This window comes from Nocardia sp. NPDC046763, assembly GCF_040645495.1.
GTDB lineage: Bacteria > Actinomycetota > Actinomycetes > Mycobacteriales > Mycobacteriaceae > Nocardia.
Genome location: NZ_JBEYYI010000002.1, coordinates 289,409 through 304,591, shown reverse-complemented (window position 1 = coordinate 304,591; position 15,183 = coordinate 289,409). Strand labels below are relative to the sequence as shown.

The 15,183-nt window shown below is 68.7% G+C and carries 15 protein-coding genes; 10 read left to right on the top strand and 5 right to left on the bottom strand.

Going from position 1 to position 15,183, the window contains the following annotated elements; genetic code table 11:
- Positions 1-52 precede the first annotated feature (52 nt).
- From ABZ909_RS04250 to pknB, 6 genes are read left to right on the top strand one after another with little or no spacing between them, the layout of a single operon-like run.
- Positions 53-520, top strand: coding sequence for an FHA domain-containing protein (locus tag ABZ909_RS04250; RefSeq protein ID WP_040862589.1), 468 nt, complete (start codon positions 53-55; stop codon positions 518-520).
- Complete coding sequence (locus ABZ909_RS04245; RefSeq protein ID WP_356996156.1) at positions 517-2,019, top strand: PP2C family serine/threonine-protein phosphatase; 1,503 nt, start codon at positions 517-519, stop codon at positions 2,017-2,019. Before ABZ909_RS04250 ends, ABZ909_RS04245 begins: the two co-directional genes overlap by 4 nt.
- Complete coding sequence (locus tag ABZ909_RS04240) at positions 2,019-3,485, top strand: FtsW/RodA/SpoVE family cell cycle protein (protein WP_356996155.1); 1,467 nt, start codon at positions 2,019-2,021, stop codon at positions 3,483-3,485. The genes ABZ909_RS04245 and ABZ909_RS04240 overlap by 1 nt, the downstream gene beginning before the upstream one ends.
- Positions 3,482-4,957, top strand: a complete 1,476-nt coding sequence (locus tag ABZ909_RS04235; protein ID WP_356996154.1) for a penicillin-binding protein 2 — start codon at positions 3,482-3,484, stop codon at positions 4,955-4,957. The genes ABZ909_RS04240 and ABZ909_RS04235 overlap by 4 nt, the downstream gene beginning before the upstream one ends.
- Before the next feature lie 34 nt (positions 4,958-4,991).
- Positions 4,992-6,584 carry a protein kinase gene (locus tag ABZ909_RS04230; RefSeq protein WP_356996153.1) on the top strand — a complete coding sequence of 531 codons (1,593 nt, stop codon included), beginning with the start codon at positions 4,992-4,994 and terminating at the stop codon, positions 6,582-6,584.
- Complete coding sequence (pknB, locus tag ABZ909_RS04225) at positions 6,581-8,479, top strand: Stk1 family PASTA domain-containing Ser/Thr kinase (RefSeq protein WP_356996152.1); 1,899 nt, start codon at positions 6,581-6,583, stop codon at positions 8,477-8,479. The genes ABZ909_RS04230 and pknB overlap by 4 nt, the downstream gene beginning before the upstream one ends.
- Positions 8,480-8,563: 84 nt before the next feature.
- Here the strand turns inward: pknB and ABZ909_RS04220 are convergent, their stop codons facing one another.
- The 3 genes from ABZ909_RS04220 to ABZ909_RS04210 form a co-directional block, all read right to left on the bottom strand.
- Positions 8,564-9,025, bottom strand: a complete 462-nt coding sequence (locus tag ABZ909_RS04220; RefSeq protein WP_356996151.1) for a dCMP deaminase — start codon at positions 9,023-9,025, stop codon at positions 8,564-8,566.
- Positions 9,015-9,698 carry a dihydrofolate reductase family protein gene (locus ABZ909_RS04215; protein WP_356996150.1) on the bottom strand — a complete coding sequence of 228 codons (684 nt, stop codon included), beginning with the start codon at positions 9,696-9,698 and terminating at the stop codon, positions 9,015-9,017. The genes ABZ909_RS04220 and ABZ909_RS04215 overlap by 11 nt, the downstream gene beginning before the upstream one ends.
- Before the next feature lie 73 nt (positions 9,699-9,771).
- Positions 9,772-10,410 carry an aminodeoxychorismate/anthranilate synthase component II gene (locus tag ABZ909_RS04210; protein ID WP_356996149.1) on the bottom strand — a complete coding sequence of 213 codons (639 nt, stop codon included), beginning with the start codon at positions 10,408-10,410 and terminating at the stop codon, positions 9,772-9,774.
- 149 nt (positions 10,411-10,559) lie between these two features.
- Here ABZ909_RS04210 and crgA point away from each other — a divergent pair, with 149 nt between their 5' ends.
- Complete coding sequence (gene crgA, locus ABZ909_RS04205; protein ID WP_040862582.1) at positions 10,560-10,826, top strand: cell division protein CrgA; 267 nt, start codon at positions 10,560-10,562, stop codon at positions 10,824-10,826.
- Between the two features lie 86 nt (positions 10,827-10,912).
- Positions 10,913-11,356 carry a PH domain-containing protein gene (locus ABZ909_RS04200; protein WP_356996148.1) on the top strand — a complete coding sequence of 148 codons (444 nt, stop codon included), beginning with the start codon at positions 10,913-10,915 and terminating at the stop codon, positions 11,354-11,356.
- Here the strand turns inward: ABZ909_RS04200 and ABZ909_RS04195 are convergent.
- Together ABZ909_RS04195 and ABZ909_RS04190 are read right to left on the bottom strand one after the other, a co-directional pair.
- Positions 11,353-12,219 carry a rhomboid family intramembrane serine protease gene (locus tag ABZ909_RS04195; RefSeq protein ID WP_356996147.1) on the bottom strand — a complete coding sequence of 289 codons (867 nt, stop codon included), beginning with the start codon at positions 12,217-12,219 and terminating at the stop codon, positions 11,353-11,355. The two genes, ABZ909_RS04200 and ABZ909_RS04195, sit on opposite strands and share 4 nt — an antisense overlap.
- A 37-nt stretch (positions 12,220-12,256) precedes the next feature.
- Positions 12,257-12,796 (bottom strand): peptidylprolyl isomerase, encoded by a 540-nt coding sequence (locus tag ABZ909_RS04190; RefSeq protein ID WP_356996317.1) that lies wholly within the window; start codon positions 12,794-12,796, stop codon positions 12,257-12,259.
- Positions 12,797-13,038: 242 nt separating this feature from the next.
- Between ABZ909_RS04190 and ABZ909_RS04185 the strand changes: the two genes are divergently transcribed.
- The gene (locus ABZ909_RS04185) at positions 13,039-13,308 is read left to right on the top strand and encodes a hypothetical protein (protein ID WP_356996146.1); all 270 of its coding nucleotides are present in this window, start codon (positions 13,039-13,041) and stop codon (positions 13,306-13,308) included.
- A 15-nt stretch (positions 13,309-13,323) separates the two neighbouring features.
- Positions 13,324-15,162 (top strand): glutamine--fructose-6-phosphate transaminase (isomerizing), encoded by a 1,839-nt coding sequence (gene glmS / locus ABZ909_RS04180; protein ID WP_356996145.1) that lies wholly within the window; start codon positions 13,324-13,326, stop codon positions 15,160-15,162.
- The last annotated feature ends 21 nt before the right edge of the window (positions 15,163-15,183 follow it).

Genomic DNA, 15,183 nt, shown 5'->3' with positions numbered 1-15,183 from the left:
CCTCCGTAACTGCCCCGTACTTACGACACGGTCGAACAGGAGGTGGAGCACCGTGCAGGGATTGATCCTGCAATTGACCCGTGCGGGGTTCCTGCTGTTGTTGTGGCTGTTCGTGTGGGCGGTGCTCCGGACCCTGCGCAGCGATATCTACGCGGCTTCCGGCCTCCGGGTCGCGCCTCGGGCCGCAGGCGGTTCCGCGGTGCTCCCATCATTTCGCCGGGGCCAGAAGGGCGCCAAATATCTCGTGGTGACTCAGGGTTCTCTCGCCGGCACTCGCATCTCGCTCGGCACACAGCCGGTCCTGATCGGGCGGGCCGACGACTCCACACTGGTTCTCACCGACGACTACGCCTCCACCCGCCACGCGCGACTGTCTCCGCGCGGTGAGGATTGGTACGTCGAGGATCTCGGTTCCACCAACGGGACCTACCTCGACCGGTCGAAGGTCACCACTCCGGTCCGAGTTCCACTCGGCACCCCTGTCCGTGTCGGCAAGACAGTGATCGAGCTGCGATCGTGACACTTGTTCTCCGCTACGCAGCGCGCAGCGACCGTGGTCTCGTCCGAGCCAACAACGAGGATTCCGTCTACGCAGGTGCGCGGCTGCTCGCGCTGGCGGACGGCATGGGCGGCCACGCCGCCGGTGAGGTCGCCTCGCAGCTGATGATCGCCGCCCTGGCGCATCTGGATGACGACGAGCCCGGCGACGACCTGCTCGGCAAGCTGAATCGTGCTGTGCACGAAGGCAATGCGGCCATCGCCGATCAGGTCGAGGAGGAGCCGGAACTCGACGGCATGGGCACCACGCTCACCGCCATCCTGTTCGCCGGCCGCAAACTCGGCCTCGCGCACATCGGCGACTCCCGCGCCTACATGCTCAGAGGCGGTGAGCTGGCCCAGATCACCCGCGACGACACCTTCGTGCAGTCGCTGGTGGACGAGGGCCGGATCACCCCGGAGCAGGCCCACACTCATCCCCAGCGCTCGCTGATCATGCGGGCGCTCACCGGCAACGAGATCGATCCCACCCTGGTGGTCCGGGAAGCGCGTGCCGGGGACCGCTATCTGCTCTGCTCCGACGGCCTCTCGGACGTGGTGAGCGACGAGACCATCGCCAATACGCTGCGCGAGGGCACCACAGACGAGTCGGCGGACCGGCTCATCGAATTGGCATTGCGCAGTGGCGGTCCCGACAACGTGACCGTGGTGGTCGCCGACGTCATCGATCTGGACTACGGCCAGAGCCACCCGATCGTGGCGGGCGCGGCCTCCGGCGAGGACGAGGACACTCCCCCGCCGAACACCGCCGCCGGCCGGGCCGCCGCCATGCGCCCGCCGCGCGCCACGCCACGCCGCGCGGTGCCGCAGCCCGAACCCGAACCGCCCAAGAAGAGCCACAAACTGCGCTGGCTGGCGCTGTCGCTGGCCCTGCTGGTGGCCGTGGGCGCGGGGCTCACCGTGGGCTACAACATGATCCGCAGCAACTACTACGTCGGTGTGGACGGCGAGAAGGTGGTCGTGCTGCGCGGCCTGCCCGGTTCGGTGCTGGGCTACTCCATCCGCGATGTGGATCAGGTCGGATGCGTCACACGCGGCGGCGAATTGACGCTGACCGCGCCCGGCGACAAGTTTCCCTCCGGCTGCGCCCAGCTGACCCGCAACGATCTCCGCCCCAGCGGCCGCGATTCGGTCGACAAGGGCCTGCCGCCCGGTTCCCGCGACGACGCCGTCAAGCAGATCCGGAACCTGGTGCAGGGCGAACTGCTGCCTCCGTGCGAGAAGCAGCAGCCTGTCACCCCGGCGACCACGCCGGTCCCGCCGCCCGCCGACCCCAACCAGCCCGGCACACCCGTCACCACCACCCCGGTCGTTCCGGCCGCGCCCGGCAGCCTCACCGGCGGTGAACGCACCGGCGAGAATCACCCGCTGGAACCCCGCAAGACGGACCAGCCGACCGCTCCTGTCACCACCACCACGGCACCGCAGACTCCGGGGCAGAACTGCAGGACGGCGGACTGATGTCCGCACCGGCACCGCCGTCCACTGGGGCTTTTCCCAGTCCACCGGGCGGATTCGCTCCTGCGCCGCCGCCCGCCACCCGGCGCAATGTCGAGTTGCTGCTGCTCGGGCTGGCGGCCGTCATCACGACGGTGTCGCTGGTGCTGGTGGAGGCCAGTCAGGAGCAGGCGATCACCTGGGAGATCGCCAAACTCGGTGCCGCGTACATCGCATTGTTCGGCGTCGCGCATCTGGCGGTGCGGCGGTTCGCGGCCTTCGCGGATCCGCTCCTACTTCCGATCGCGGCGCTGCTGAACGGGTTGGGCCTGGTGGTGATCCACCGCATCGATCTGGCGCAGGCCCAGGACGCCGCGTTCGCCTCCCTGCCCATCCCCTCCCCCGATGCCAACCAGCAGGTGCTGTGGACGGGGCTGGGGATGGTGGTGTTCACGGGGTTGTTGATCGCGCTGCGTGACTACCGCAGCCTGGCCCGCTACGTCTATATCCTCGGCCTGATCGGGGTCATCGCCCTGGCGCTGCCCGCGGTGCTGCCGGACCGGTACTCACAGGTGAACGGCGCGAAGATCTGGATTCGCCTGCCGGGCTTCAGTGTTCAGCCCGGTGAGTTCGCCAAGATCGCGCTCATCGTGTTCTTCGCCGGCGTGCTGGTGTCCAAGCGCGACCTGTTCACCGGCGCGGGCAAGCACGTGTTCGGCATGGAGCTGCCGCGCATGCGCGACATGGGACCGATCCTGCTGGTCTGGGTGCTGTCGGTGGGCGTGCTGGTGGTGGAGAAGGATCTGGGCACCTCGCTGCTCATCTTCGCCACCGTGCTGTGCATGCTCTACATCGCGACCGAGCGCGTCGGCTGGGTGGCGGTCGGGCTGGTGCTGCTGACCATCGGGGTCGTGTTCGCCTACAACGCCTTCGGGCATGTGCGGGTGCGGTTCTCGACCTGGCTGCACCCCTTCGCCGACTATTCCAACACCGGCTACCAGATCTCGCAGTCGCTGTTCGGGCTGGCCACCGGCGGACTGGCCGGGACCGGGCTGGGCAGCGGGCGGCCCTCGCAGGTGCCGTTCGCCAAGACCGACTTCATCATCTCCGCCATCGGGGAGGAGCTCGGCCTGATCGGGCTGACCGCCATCCTGATGCTGTTCTGCGTGTTCACCATTCGCGGGATCCGCACCGCGCTGGCCATTCGCGACAGCTTCGGCAAGCTGCTGGCCGCGGGCCTGTCCTTCACGATCGCCATCCAGGTGTTCGTCGTGGTCGGCGGTGTCACCAAGCTGATTCCGCTGACCGGTCTCACCACGCCGTACATGTCCTACGGCGGTTCGTCCCTGCTGGCCAACTATGTACTGCTGGGCCTGCTGATCAAGGTGTCCGACGCCGCCCGCCGGCCGGCCCCCACCCGCAAGCGGGCGGAGCCGATCGCGGACGCGCCGACTCAACTGCTGCGCAAGGTCGAGGGGGGTGCCGCGTGAACACGCCTCTGCGCCGGGTGGCGCTGGCGGTCATGGTGATGATCGTCGCGCTGCTCGCCAATGCCACCTATGTGCAGGTGTTCAAGGCCGACAGCCTGCGCAACGATCCGCGCAATGTGCGAGTCCTGCTGGACGAGTACGCGCGCCAGCGCGGCCAGATCTCCGCGTCGGGCACGGTGCTGGCCTCGTCGGTCGCCACCGACGACCGCTACAAGTACCTGCGCACCTACCCGACCGATCCGCTGGCCTACGCGCCCGCCACCGGTTACTACTCGATGCAGTACGGCAGCAATGGGCTCGAGCACGCCGAGGACTCGGTGCTCAACGGCTCCGACAACAGCCTGTTCGGGCGCCGGCTCATCGACATGATCTCCGGCCGGGATCCGCGCGGCGGCAATGTGGTGACCACGCTCAACCCGGTCATGCAGAAGGTCGCCTACGACCAGCTCACCGCCAAGAACCTGACCGGCTCGGTGGTGGCCATCGAGCCCAGCACCGGCCGCATCCTGACCATGGTGTCCACGCCGTCCTACGACCCGAACCTGCTGGCCGGGCACGACGGCGCCGCCACCCAGAAGACCTGGGAACAGCTACAACAGGATCCGCGCCAGCCGATGCTGAATCGCGCTGTCTCGCAGACCTATCCGCCGGGCTCCACCTTCAAGGTGATCGTGACCGCGGCCGCGCTGTCCAATGGCATCGCCAAGCCCGACGACCAGTTCACCGCGGCGCCGCGGATCACGCTGCCCGACACCACCACTACGCTGGAGAACTACAACGGCAGCCACTGCGGTCCCGGCGACGCCCAAACCGCTTCTCTCACCGACGCTTTCAAGTACTCCTGTAACACCGCCTTCGCCGAGCTCGGTATGAAGGTCGGAGCCGCGAAACTCAAGGACGAGGCCAGCGCGTTCGGAATCGGAACCCAGCACCCCAATATTCCGATTCCGTGGGCGGACAGCACCGTCGGAACGATTCCCGACAATGCGGCCATGGCCCAGTCCAGCATCGGCCAGCGCGATGTCGCGATGACCCCGCTGGACAACGCGGTCGTCGCGGCCACCATCGCCAATGGCGGCGTGCGGATGAAGCCGTACCTGGTGGACCAGCTGCAGGCGCCCGATCTGAGCACGCTGGAGACCACCAAACCGACCTCGGTGGGCCAGGCGGTGACACCGCAGGTGGCCACCCAGATCACCAATCTGATGCTGGAGTCGGAGAAGAACACGCAGGGAGGGACGCAGCCGCGCTCGTATCAGATCGCGTCGAAGACCGGCACGGCCGAGCACGGCAACGATCCGCGCAACACGCCGCCGCACGCCTGGTACATCGCCTTCGCACCGGCGCAGAACCCGAAGATCGCGATCGCGGTGATCGTCGAGAACGGCGGCGACCGGGCGCTGGCGGCCACCGGCGGCTCCGTGGCCGCCCCGATCGCGCGAGCGGTGCTGGATGCCGGACTGGGGGGCTGAACGACATGAAGGTGCAAGGTAGACAGGGTCACGAATGCTGAACAACGGTGCGATGATCGCGGACCGGTACCGGCTGCAGCGGCTGATCGCCACCGGCGGCATGGGTCAGGTCTGGGAGGCGCTGGACACCCGGCTGGACCGCCGGGTCGCCGTGAAGGTGCTCAAGGCGGAGTTCTCCGCCGATCCGACCTTCCGGCAGCGCTTCCGTACCGAGGCGCGGACCACCGCGCAGCTGAACCACCCCGGCATCGCGAGCATCTATGACTACGGCGAGACCCAGGACGGGTCGGGCGGCGAAATCGCCTACCTGGTCATGGAATACGTGCAGGGTGAACCGCTCAACGCGGTGCTGTCGCGGTTGAACCGACTCTCGGTGGCGCAGGGTCTGGACATGCTCGAGCAGACCGGGCGCGCGCTCCAGGTCGCGCACCTGGCGGGCGTGGTGCACCGGGATGTGAAGCCGGGCAATATCCTCGTGACCCCGACCGGTCAGGTGAAGATCACCGACTTCGGCATCGCCAAGGCGGTGGACGCCTCCCCGGTCACCAAGACCGGCATGGTGATGGGCACCGCCCAGTACATCGCGCCGGAGCAGGCCACCGGCGAGGACGCCACCGCCGCCTCCGACGTGTACTCCCTGGGCGTGGTCGGCTACGAGGCGCTCTCGGGCGCCCGGCCGTTCACCGGTGACGGCGCGCTGACCGTCGCCATGAAGCACGTGCGGGAGGCCCCGCCGCCGCTGCCCGCCGATCTGCCGCCGAATGTGCGGGAGCTCATCGAGATCACCATGGCCAAGGATCCGGGCCAGCGCTACACCAATGGCGGCGAGTTCGCCGACGCGGTGGCTGCGGTGCGCTCGGGTCGCCGGCCCACGCCGCCCGGCGGTATTCCGGCCGTGCCGCCGATGACCGGCGCCACCCGGGTGCTGCCGCCCGGACCGACCATGATCATTCCGGGTGCCCGGGCCGACCAGGCCACCACCCGCTACGCGCCGCCACCGCAGCCCATGCGCGGCGTCGCCGAGCCGCTCGCCGCCGCGACCACCGTGATGCCCGGACCGCGCACCCCGATGGGCCCGATGACCATCACCGGCGCCGGAGACCCCGGAACCGGGCGATTCACCGCCGGCCAGAAGGCCATCGCCGGGCTCGGCGTGGGCGTGCTCATTCTGGGCGCGGCCGCCGCCATCGTGCTGATGAGCAGCTCCTCCTCGCACGACTCCACGCCGCCCGCCCGCACCAGCGCGGTGGTGGCGCCCCCGGTGATCGTGCCGAGCACCACCACGCCACCGCCGACCACGACCACGCGGGAACGGCCGGTGCCGCCGCCCCCGGTGACCACCTACGAGCCGCCCCCGACCACCACACCTGAGCCGACGACCACGCCACCGCCCACCACGACCGCGCCACCCACCACGACCGCGCCGAAGACCACCACCTCGGCACGGCCGACCACGACCGGTCGCTGGCCCTGGCCGAACAACGACATACCATCATTCCCGGCGAATCCAGGCGGAGCGAGTCCCGGCGGGGTGAGCCCGGGCGCGGTGAGCCCCGGCAGTAATCGCGGTCCTGTCTACGAGCCCGACCCCTATTCATCCACAGTCCCGCAGCAAGGATTGCCATGACGACCCCGAAGAACCTCTCCTCTCGCTACGAGCTGGGCGAGATCATCGGGTTCGGTGGCATGTCCGAGGTCCACAAGGCCCGGGATCTGCGGCTCGGCCGGGATGTGGCGATCAAGGTGCTGCGCGCCGACCTCGCCCGCGACCCCACGTTCTATCTGCGATTCAAGCGTGAGGCACAGAATGCGGCGGCGCTCAACCATCCGGCCATCGTGGCGGTGTACGACACCGGCGAGGCCGAGGTGGACGGCGGCCCGCTGCCCTACATCGTCATGGAGTACGTCGACGGCGACACCCTGCGCGACCTGGTGCGCGGCAAGGGCCCGCTGCCGCCCCGGCGCGCCATGGAGGTCATCGCGGATGTGTGCGCGGCGCTGGACTTCTCGCACCGCAACGGCATCGTGCACCGGGACATGAAGCCCGCCAACATCATGATCAACCGCGCCGGCGCGGTGAAAGTGATGGACTTCGGCATCGCCCGGGCCCTCGCCGACAGCTCCAACCCCATGACCCAGACGGCCGCCGTCATCGGCACCGCCCAATACCTCTCGCCCGAGCAGGCCCGCGGCGAACAGGTGGACGCGCGCTCGGACGTGTACTCGGTGGGCTGCGTGCTCTACGAGATCCTCACCGGCGAACCGCCTTTCACCGGCGACTCGCCGGTCGCGGTGGCCTACCAGCACGTCCGGGAGGATCCGCGGCTGCCGTCGCAGGTGCATCCGGGCGTACCGCGCGAACTCGACTCGGTCGTGCTCAAGGCCATGAGCAAGAATCCGGCCAACCGGTACCAGACCGCCGCGGAGATGCGCGCCGACCTGATCCGGGTGCTGGGCGGGCAGAAGCCCACCGCGCCCATGGTCATGACCGACGAGGACCGCAGCTTCGACGACGAACTGCCGCCGCCGCGCAGCTACCGCACCGTCGAGCGCCGCGACGACACCACCGAGCAGGAGATCGTCGAGGCGAGCCCGCGCCGACGCACGGCGCTGATCGCCGTGCTCGCGGTGGCGGCGATCGCCGCGGTCGGCGGTCTGCTGTGGATGTTGATCGGACCGGGCTCGCATCCGGATCAGGTCGCGGTGCCGGATGTGGCCAATCAGAACTACCAATTGGCGCAACGGGATCTGGAGCGAGCCGGTTTCACGGTCGCCATCCAGCAGAAGAACGATCCCAAGGTGGCGCAGGGCAATGTGATCGCCACCCAGCCGCTGGGCGGGTCGCGGGTCGACAAGGGCAGCACCGTCACCCTGCAGGTGTCGGCCGGTCCGCAGCAGGTGCCGGTACCGAAACTGGCCGGGCTCACCCAGCAGCAGGCCGAACAGCAGCTGAATTCCCAGGGGCTGCGGCTGAATCCGGATGTGAAGCGGGAAGCGTCCAGCACCGAGGACAAGGACAAGATCGTCGGGCAGACCCCCGACGCGGGGCAGAAGATCGACTCCGACGGGCAGGTCACCATCACCCTGGGTTCCGGCCCGGACAAGGTGCGGGTGCCCGATGTGGTCGGCCAGTCCATCGACGTCGCGCAGTCGACGCTGTCGGACACCGCCGGTTTCAAGGTGACCGTGCAGGAGGTGCCGAACAACCAGCCCAAGGGCACGGTCATCGCCACCAATCCGCCCGCGGGCACCCAGGCCGACAAGGGTTCCAGCATCACCGTGCAGGTCTCCAGCGGCGACCAGCTGACCATGCCCGACCTGCGCGGCATGACCCCGGCCCAGGCCGTGGACATGCTGCGGCAGAAGGGCTGGAACGGGCAGGTCAGCCAGAACAACATGAGCACCCTGAACGCGGGTGAGGTCGGGCGCATCCTGGCTCAGCAGCCGACCGCGGGCTCGCCGCTGAGCAAGAGCCAGACGGTGACCATCACGACCGGCGTGCTCTCGCTCGGCCCGCCGTGATGCCGATTCCACTGTGAGAACAGGGGGTTCGCGGACTGTCCGCGAACCCCCTTTGTTTCATGTGAAACCGTCGACGCGCGAAACCTACAGCCGCAGATGACGGTTCATCGACATGGCCTCCTCGGCCAGATCCGGCAGCTCGATCACCTCGACGCCGTGCTCACGCAGCTTCTCCACCCCGACACAGTTGTCCACGAAGGTGCCGGGCTCCCGCCAGGCGATGACCACGCGCCGAATTCCGGCCCGGAGAATCCGATCCGTGCAGGGCAGCCGATCCTGGCTCGCCCGCTGCGAGCACGGTTCCAGCGTGCTGTAGAGCGTGGACGACCGCAGCCGCGGGTCGTCCGGCTCCAGCTTGTTCAGCGCCGACTCCTCGGCGTGCACCTTGTCGTCGGTCTCCCGCGACCACCCGTGTTCGATCTCCACCCCGTCCGCGCCCACGATCACCGCACCCACCGCGAAGGCGGTGTCGCTGTGCGGGCACAACCGCGCCAGGCCGATGGCGTGCCGCATCCACCCGCGATCCAGCCGTGCCTCATCCGACATCGGAATCCTCCTTCGGCAGATAGCGCAGCAGCGCGATATCGCCGATCCGGCCCACATCGGCCAGCTGCATGCGGTGATTGGGGCCGCCAGGGAAGGCGGCGGGCCCGAGAAAACGCGGGGCGGCCGGATCTCCGACCACGACCGGCGCCACGGCCATCCAGATCTCGTCGGCCAGACCGGCGGACAGGAAGCCGGTGTGGATGGCACCGCCGCCCTCGACCATGAGCCGCTCCAGGCCGCGTTTACCCAGGTCGTCGAGCAGGGCATCGAATTCGATCAACGAGCCGAGGGAGATGACTTCGGCCAGCCCGGCCAAACGGTCACCGATGCGGGTGGCCCCGGAATCGGTGGTGTAGACCAGTCTTTCGCCGCCGCAGTGCCAGAACCGCAGTTCCGGGTCGAGATCGCCACCGGCGGTGACGATCACGCGCACCGGATACTCCGGCTTGCCCGCGGCGACCCGATGCAGGCGCCGATCCGCACTGTTGACCAGCAGCCGGGGATTGTCGCGACGCAGGGTTTCCGCGCCGATCAGGATGGCGTCGGAGTCGGCGCGCAGCGCGTCCACCCGATCGAAATCGGCTGTGTTGGACAGCAACAGCCGGTCGGGACCGGTGTCGTCGATATAGCCGTCGATGCTGACGGCCACCGACAGCATGACGTACGGCCTCATGACGCTGTATCCATGTCGCATGAGCGGGGGCCCTGCGTGGTTACGCAGGCTGCCGTCTCCGGGCCCTGACCGCTCATGCCAGTGCCGCGACCTCAGCCTCCAGGGTCTGCACCAGTCCCTCGGCCGGCCGCTCGCCGCACACGCCCAGCCAGTTCGCGAGCATGCGGTGCCCGCCCTGGGTGAGCACGGATTCGGGATGGAACTGCACACCGTGGATGGGCAGATCGCGATGCCGCAGGGCCATGACGATGCCGGATTCGGTGCGGCCCAGCACCTCCAGCTCCGGCGGCATGGTCTCCTCGAGGACGGTCAGCGAGTGGTAGCGGGTGGCGATGAACGGATCCGGTAGACCGGCCAGCACGCCCGCGCCGATGTGGAAGACCTTGCTGGTCTTGCCGTGCAATAGTTCGGGGGCGCGGGTCACGGTGGCGCCGAACGCTTCTCCGATGGCCTGATGACCCAGGCAGACGCCGAGCAGCGGAGTGGCGTGCCGGGCGGCGGCGTGCACCAGGGCGATGCTGGCGCCGGCGCGATCGGGGGTGCCGGGCCCGGGGCTGATCAGCACCCCGTCGTAGTCCTCCACAACCTTGTCCACATCCGCGAGCCGATCATCGTCGTTGCGCCAGACCTCGGCATCCACACCCAGCTGTCCGAGATACTGAACCAGGTTGAACACGAAGCTGTCGTAGTTGTCGACGACCAGTACACGCATGATTCGAGAGTAGTTGGCGCGGCGCGTGCCGTCGCACGCAATACCGCCGAACCGTGTCGCCACAGTCGCCCCGGCCCTCCCCAACGACGCTTTCCCCAGGGTTGCCGGGATAATGTCTATGCAGACAGAACGCCGAAAACGAGGACGTCATGCCGAAGTCTAAGGTCCGGAAGAAGACCGACTACACGATCAACCCGGCCAGCCGCACGCCTGTACGCGTGAAATCGGCGGGCCCGTCGCCGGTCTGGTACGTCGCCATCATGCTGGGCTTCATGCTGGCCGGCCTGGCCTGGCTGCTCGTCTACTACCTGGCGAACGAGCACATCGGCTGGATGAGCGACCTGGGCGCGTGGAATTTCCTGATCGGGTTCGGCCTGATGGTCGTCGGCCTGATCATGACCATGCGCTGGCGCTGAGCCCAGCACATGTGTGGCTTACACCATTGTTATTCATACACACCTGTGGATGAGCCTGTGGACAACTCGAGGAGGGAGTGGGGACAGTGACATCCACCGATCCCTCCTCCCGTCTCGCCTGGTCCACGCCCCCGGCCGCGCTCGCGGCCTGCGGCGTCGGCGGCATCGCGCTGACCGTGGCCGCCTTCGTCACGAACGACGCTCCCGGCCGCCTGCTCATCGGAGTGGCCGCGCTGGGACTGCTCTTCCTCACCGGCATGGGGTTGCGGCAGCGGCCGCGCCTGGCGATCGAGCCCGGTGACCCTGTGCACATCGTGGTGCGCGGCCTGACCGGGCCGCAGCGCTACACGCCCCAGCAGATCCTGCGCGTCCGCGTGGTTTACTACCGGCGACTCGGCCGGCGGATGCCCATGCTGGAGATGGATGTGGATCACCAGGGTGAGGAGAAGCTGCTGATCCTGGGCCGCTGGGATCTGGGCGCGCACCCCGAGGATGTTCTCGAGGTGCTGCGTATTCACCTGGTGCGTTAGAGACTCGGCGCGGCCACCACCGTCGCCAGCACCGCGATCAGCGCCACCACCGCCACCACCGCCCAGCCGATGTTCAGTGCGGTGCGGGTCTCCCGAATCCCCAGCCAGCGCGGCACATAGAGGATGCCGGTGGTGGCGACCGTGCCCGCCAGCAGTCCGCCCAGGTGCGCCCAGATGGAGATGCCGGGCACCGAGAAGGTGATGATCAGGTTGATCACCAGCAGCACCGCGATCTGGGTGAGGTTCTGCCGGGTACGCAGCATGATCACGGCGACCGCGCCGAAGATGCCGAAGATCGCGCCCGACGCGCCCGCCGAGGCGGTGAGCGGATCCGACAGCGCGGTCACCGCCGCCGAACCACCGAGCAGCGAGGCCAGGTAGACGGCCACGAAACGCCCACGGCCCAGCGCCACTTCGCAGTAGGGGCCGAGCACGTAGAGCGCGAACATATTGGCCAGCAGGTGAATCGGCCCGTAGTGCAGGAAGCCCGAACCCAGTACCCGCACCCAGCCGCCGTCGCCGACGAAGGCGGGCACCAGCACCCAGTCGTAGAACAGCCGCGACCGCTGGTTGTCCATGACGCTGTGGGCCTGGAGCGCGGTGACCGCGTAGACGATCACATTGATCGCGATCAGCGAGTAGGTGACATACGGGTTGGGTATCCGCGACACCGCTGTCCCGGCGGCATTGCGGACCGGCCGGACGTCGTTGCGGCCCTGCTGGACGCAGTCCACGCAGTGCTGGCCGACCGCGGCCGGGGTGAGGCATTCGGGACAGGCCGAGCGCCCGCACCGGGTGCAGGCCAGACCGGTGGCCCGGTCGGGATGGCGGTAGCAGGTCGGTGCGAGCGGCTGGGGTTGCATGTGAATTCTCTTCGGCTCTGGCCAGATTCGGCCGGTGTCAGGAGATGGTGATGCTGTTGATCACGACGTCGCCGTCCTTGGGCCGGTCGTTGCGATCGGTGGGCAGGTCGGCGATGGCGTCGACCACCTTGCGGGATTCGGGGTCGAGGACCTCGCCGAAGATGGTGTGCTTGCGGTTCAGGTGCGGCTGCGGGCCCAAGGTGATGAAGAACTGGGAGCCGTTGGTGCCCGGCCCGGCATTGGCCATGGCCAGCAGATAGCCGCGGGTGAACCGTAGTTCCGGGTGGAATTCGTCCTTGAATTCGTAGCCCGGCCCGCCGCGGCCGGTGCCGGTGGGATCGCCGCCCTGAATCATGAAGCCATCGATCACGCGGTGGAAGATCGCGCCGTCGTAGAACGGTCCCGAGTCGGTGCCGGACGCGTTCTTCGTGGTGTACGGCGCGGAACCGTCGGCCAGGCCGAGGAAGTTGCGGACGGTCGCGGGGGCGTGGTTACCGAAGAGCGAGATCTTGATGTCACCGTGGCTGGTGTGCAGCGTCGCCACGGCGGTCTGATTCGGTGAGGTCACGCCCGCCAGCCTAGGCGCAATGCCGGAACGGACCAGGAATCGGGACACTCCCCCGCCTCCCCGGGACTCGAGCGAACGGCTGAGAGCCGTCGGCGTAGCGCACCCGTGCCGGCGGTTGGGCGCCGAAACAATTCCGCGGATACCCGGCGAGTTCCCCCCCGAAACTTGCGAAATCCGTCGTCACGGTCAAATCTGCCCGTTTTCGGGCACAAAAGTGGCAAAAACAGCGTCGGCATGGCAAGTTCTGTCGGGTGAATGACGGGGTTCCGGTCGATCTGGTGCGCCATGTAGCGGCCTCCACCGGCCTGCCGCCCGCCGTCGCGGCCCGCGTGGTCGCCGACATCGTCGGATACTTCGACGAGACCGCCGAGCAGTTCGTGCGCCGCAGACATGCCGAACTGCAGGGGCGTCAGGTCCGCAATGCCGAGATCTGGCAGCGCCTGGCGGCGGAGCTCGCGCAGCGCCCGGTGGCCGCCCCCGACTTCACCGAGCGACAACTGCGTCGCATCGTCTACGGGTGAGGAGTCCGTCGCGCAATGTGTGGAATCGTCGGTTACATCGGGCACCGTGAGGCCGTCCCGGTCCTGCTGGAGGGCCTGCACCGGCTCGAGTACCGGGGCTACGACTCCGCGGGACTGGCCGTGCCGCACCGCGGCCGGCTGCGGGTCACCAAGACCCAAGGCCGGGTCCAGGACCTGCGCGACCGGGCCGACGCCGAGGGCGCCCGGCTGCGCGGCAATGTGGGCATCGCGCACACCCGCTGGGCCACCCACGGCGAGCCCTCCGACGCGAACGCGCACCCGCACACCGACGACTCCGGGCGGATCGCGGTCGTGCACAACGGCATTGTGGAGAACGCCGAGGAACTGCGTGCCGCGCTGACCGCCGACGGGGTGGAATTCGTCTCCGACACCGACACCGAGGCCATCGCGCACCTGGTGGCCGCCGCCCTGGACGGGGCCGAGACGCTCGAGGACGCGGTCCGCACCGCACTGCACCGGGTCGAGGGCACCTATGGCCTGCTGGTGCTCGACGCCCGCCGCCCCGACGAACTGGTGGTGGCCCGCAACGGCTCCCCCATCGTGCTCGGCGTCGGCGACGGCGAGATGTTCGTGGCCTCCGACGTGGCCGCCCTGGTGCACCACACCCAGCGCGTGGTGTTCCTCGACGACGGCGAGCTGGCCACCGTGCGCGCGGACGAATTCCGCACCAGCACACTGGGTCTCGAGGCGCGTCGCACCGACAAGATCCCCACCACCATCGATATGGCGGCCGAGGACTACGCGCTGGGCGGGTACCCCGACTTCATGCGCAAGGAAATGGCCGAACAGCCCCACGCCGTGCGCCGCGCGCTCCGCGGCCGCCTGGACGAACGATTCGCCACCGCGCACCTGGGTGGCCTCAATATGGACGCGCGCGAGCTGCGCGGCATCAGCAAGGTGGTGTTCCTGGGCTGCGGCTCGGCCTACTACGCGGGCCAGCTGGGCGCGCAGCTGGTCGAGGAGCTGGCCCGGATTCCGGCCACCGCCGAGCCCGCCTCGGAGTTCCGCTATCGCAATCCGGTGGTGGACCCGGACGCCCTGTACGTGGCCATCAGCCAGTCCGGCGAGACCCTGGATACCCTTGCGGCCGTTCAGGAATTGCAGCGCAAGGGCGGCCGGGTCATCGGCGCGGTGAACGTGGTCGGCAGCGCCATCGCCCGGGAGTGCGGTGCGGGCGTGTTCCTGCACGCGGGCCCGGAGGTGTCGGTGGCCTCCACCAAGGCGCTCACCAATATGACGGTGTCGTTCGCCATGCTGGCGCTGCTGCTGGGCCGGGTGCGGGATCTGTCCGCGGCCGGCGGTGAGCGCATCGTCAGCGGACTGCGCGCGCTGCCCGACGCGATCGACACGGTGCTGGCCGCCGACGAGGAGATCGCCGATATCGCGTCCCGATTCGCCAAGGCGCGCAGCATGTTCTTCATCGGCCGGGTGCGCGCCTGGCCGGTGGCGCGCGAGGGCGCGCAGAAGCTCAAGGAGATCTCCTACATTCACGCCGAGGCGTACCAGGGCTCCGAGCTCAAGCACGGCCCGCTGGCGCTGATCGACCCGGAGATGCCGAGCATCGTGCTGGTCCCCGGCGACGAGCTGCTGGCCAAGAACATCACCACCATCGAGCAGATCAAGGCGCGCGGCGGGCCGGTCATCGCGGTCACCAACACCGATCTGCCGGATGGCTTGGCGGACTCGGTCATTCGGGTCCCGGCGGTGTGCCCGGAACTGGACCCGATCATCCTGACCATCCCGCTGCAGCTGCTGGCCTATCACACGGCCATGGCGCTGGGCCGGGACGTGGACAAGCCCCGCAATCTGGCCAAGAGCGTTACCGTCGAGTAACCGCGTTCGCTCCCCCGTTCG

Coding starts and splice junctions, on each gene's coding strand:
- ABZ909_RS04240 (WP_356996155.1), top strand. CDS start 2,019: ATGTCCGCACCGGCACCGCCGTCCACTGGGGCTTTTCCCAGTCCACCG.
- ABZ909_RS04230 (WP_356996153.1), top strand. CDS start 4,992: ATGCTGAACAACGGTGCGATGATCGCGGACCGGTACCGGCTGCAGCGG.
- pknB (WP_356996152.1), top strand. CDS start 6,581: ATGACGACCCCGAAGAACCTCTCCTCTCGCTACGAGCTGGGCGAGATC.
- ABZ909_RS04220 (WP_356996151.1), bottom strand. CDS start 9,025: ATGTCGGATGAGGCACGGCTGGATCGCGGGTGGATGCGGCACGCCATC.
- ABZ909_RS04215 (WP_356996150.1), bottom strand. CDS start 9,698: ATGAGGCCGTACGTCATGCTGTCGGTGGCCGTCAGCATCGACGGCTAT.
- ABZ909_RS04210 (WP_356996149.1), bottom strand. CDS start 10,410: ATGCGTGTACTGGTCGTCGACAACTACGACAGCTTCGTGTTCAACCTG.
- crgA (WP_040862582.1), top strand. CDS start 10,560: ATGCCGAAGTCTAAGGTCCGGAAGAAGACCGACTACACGATCAACCCG.
- ABZ909_RS04195 (WP_356996147.1), bottom strand. CDS start 12,219: ATGCAACCCCAGCCGCTCGCACCGACCTGCTACCGCCATCCCGACCGG.
- glmS (WP_356996145.1), top strand. CDS start 13,324: ATGTGTGGAATCGTCGGTTACATCGGGCACCGTGAGGCCGTCCCGGTC.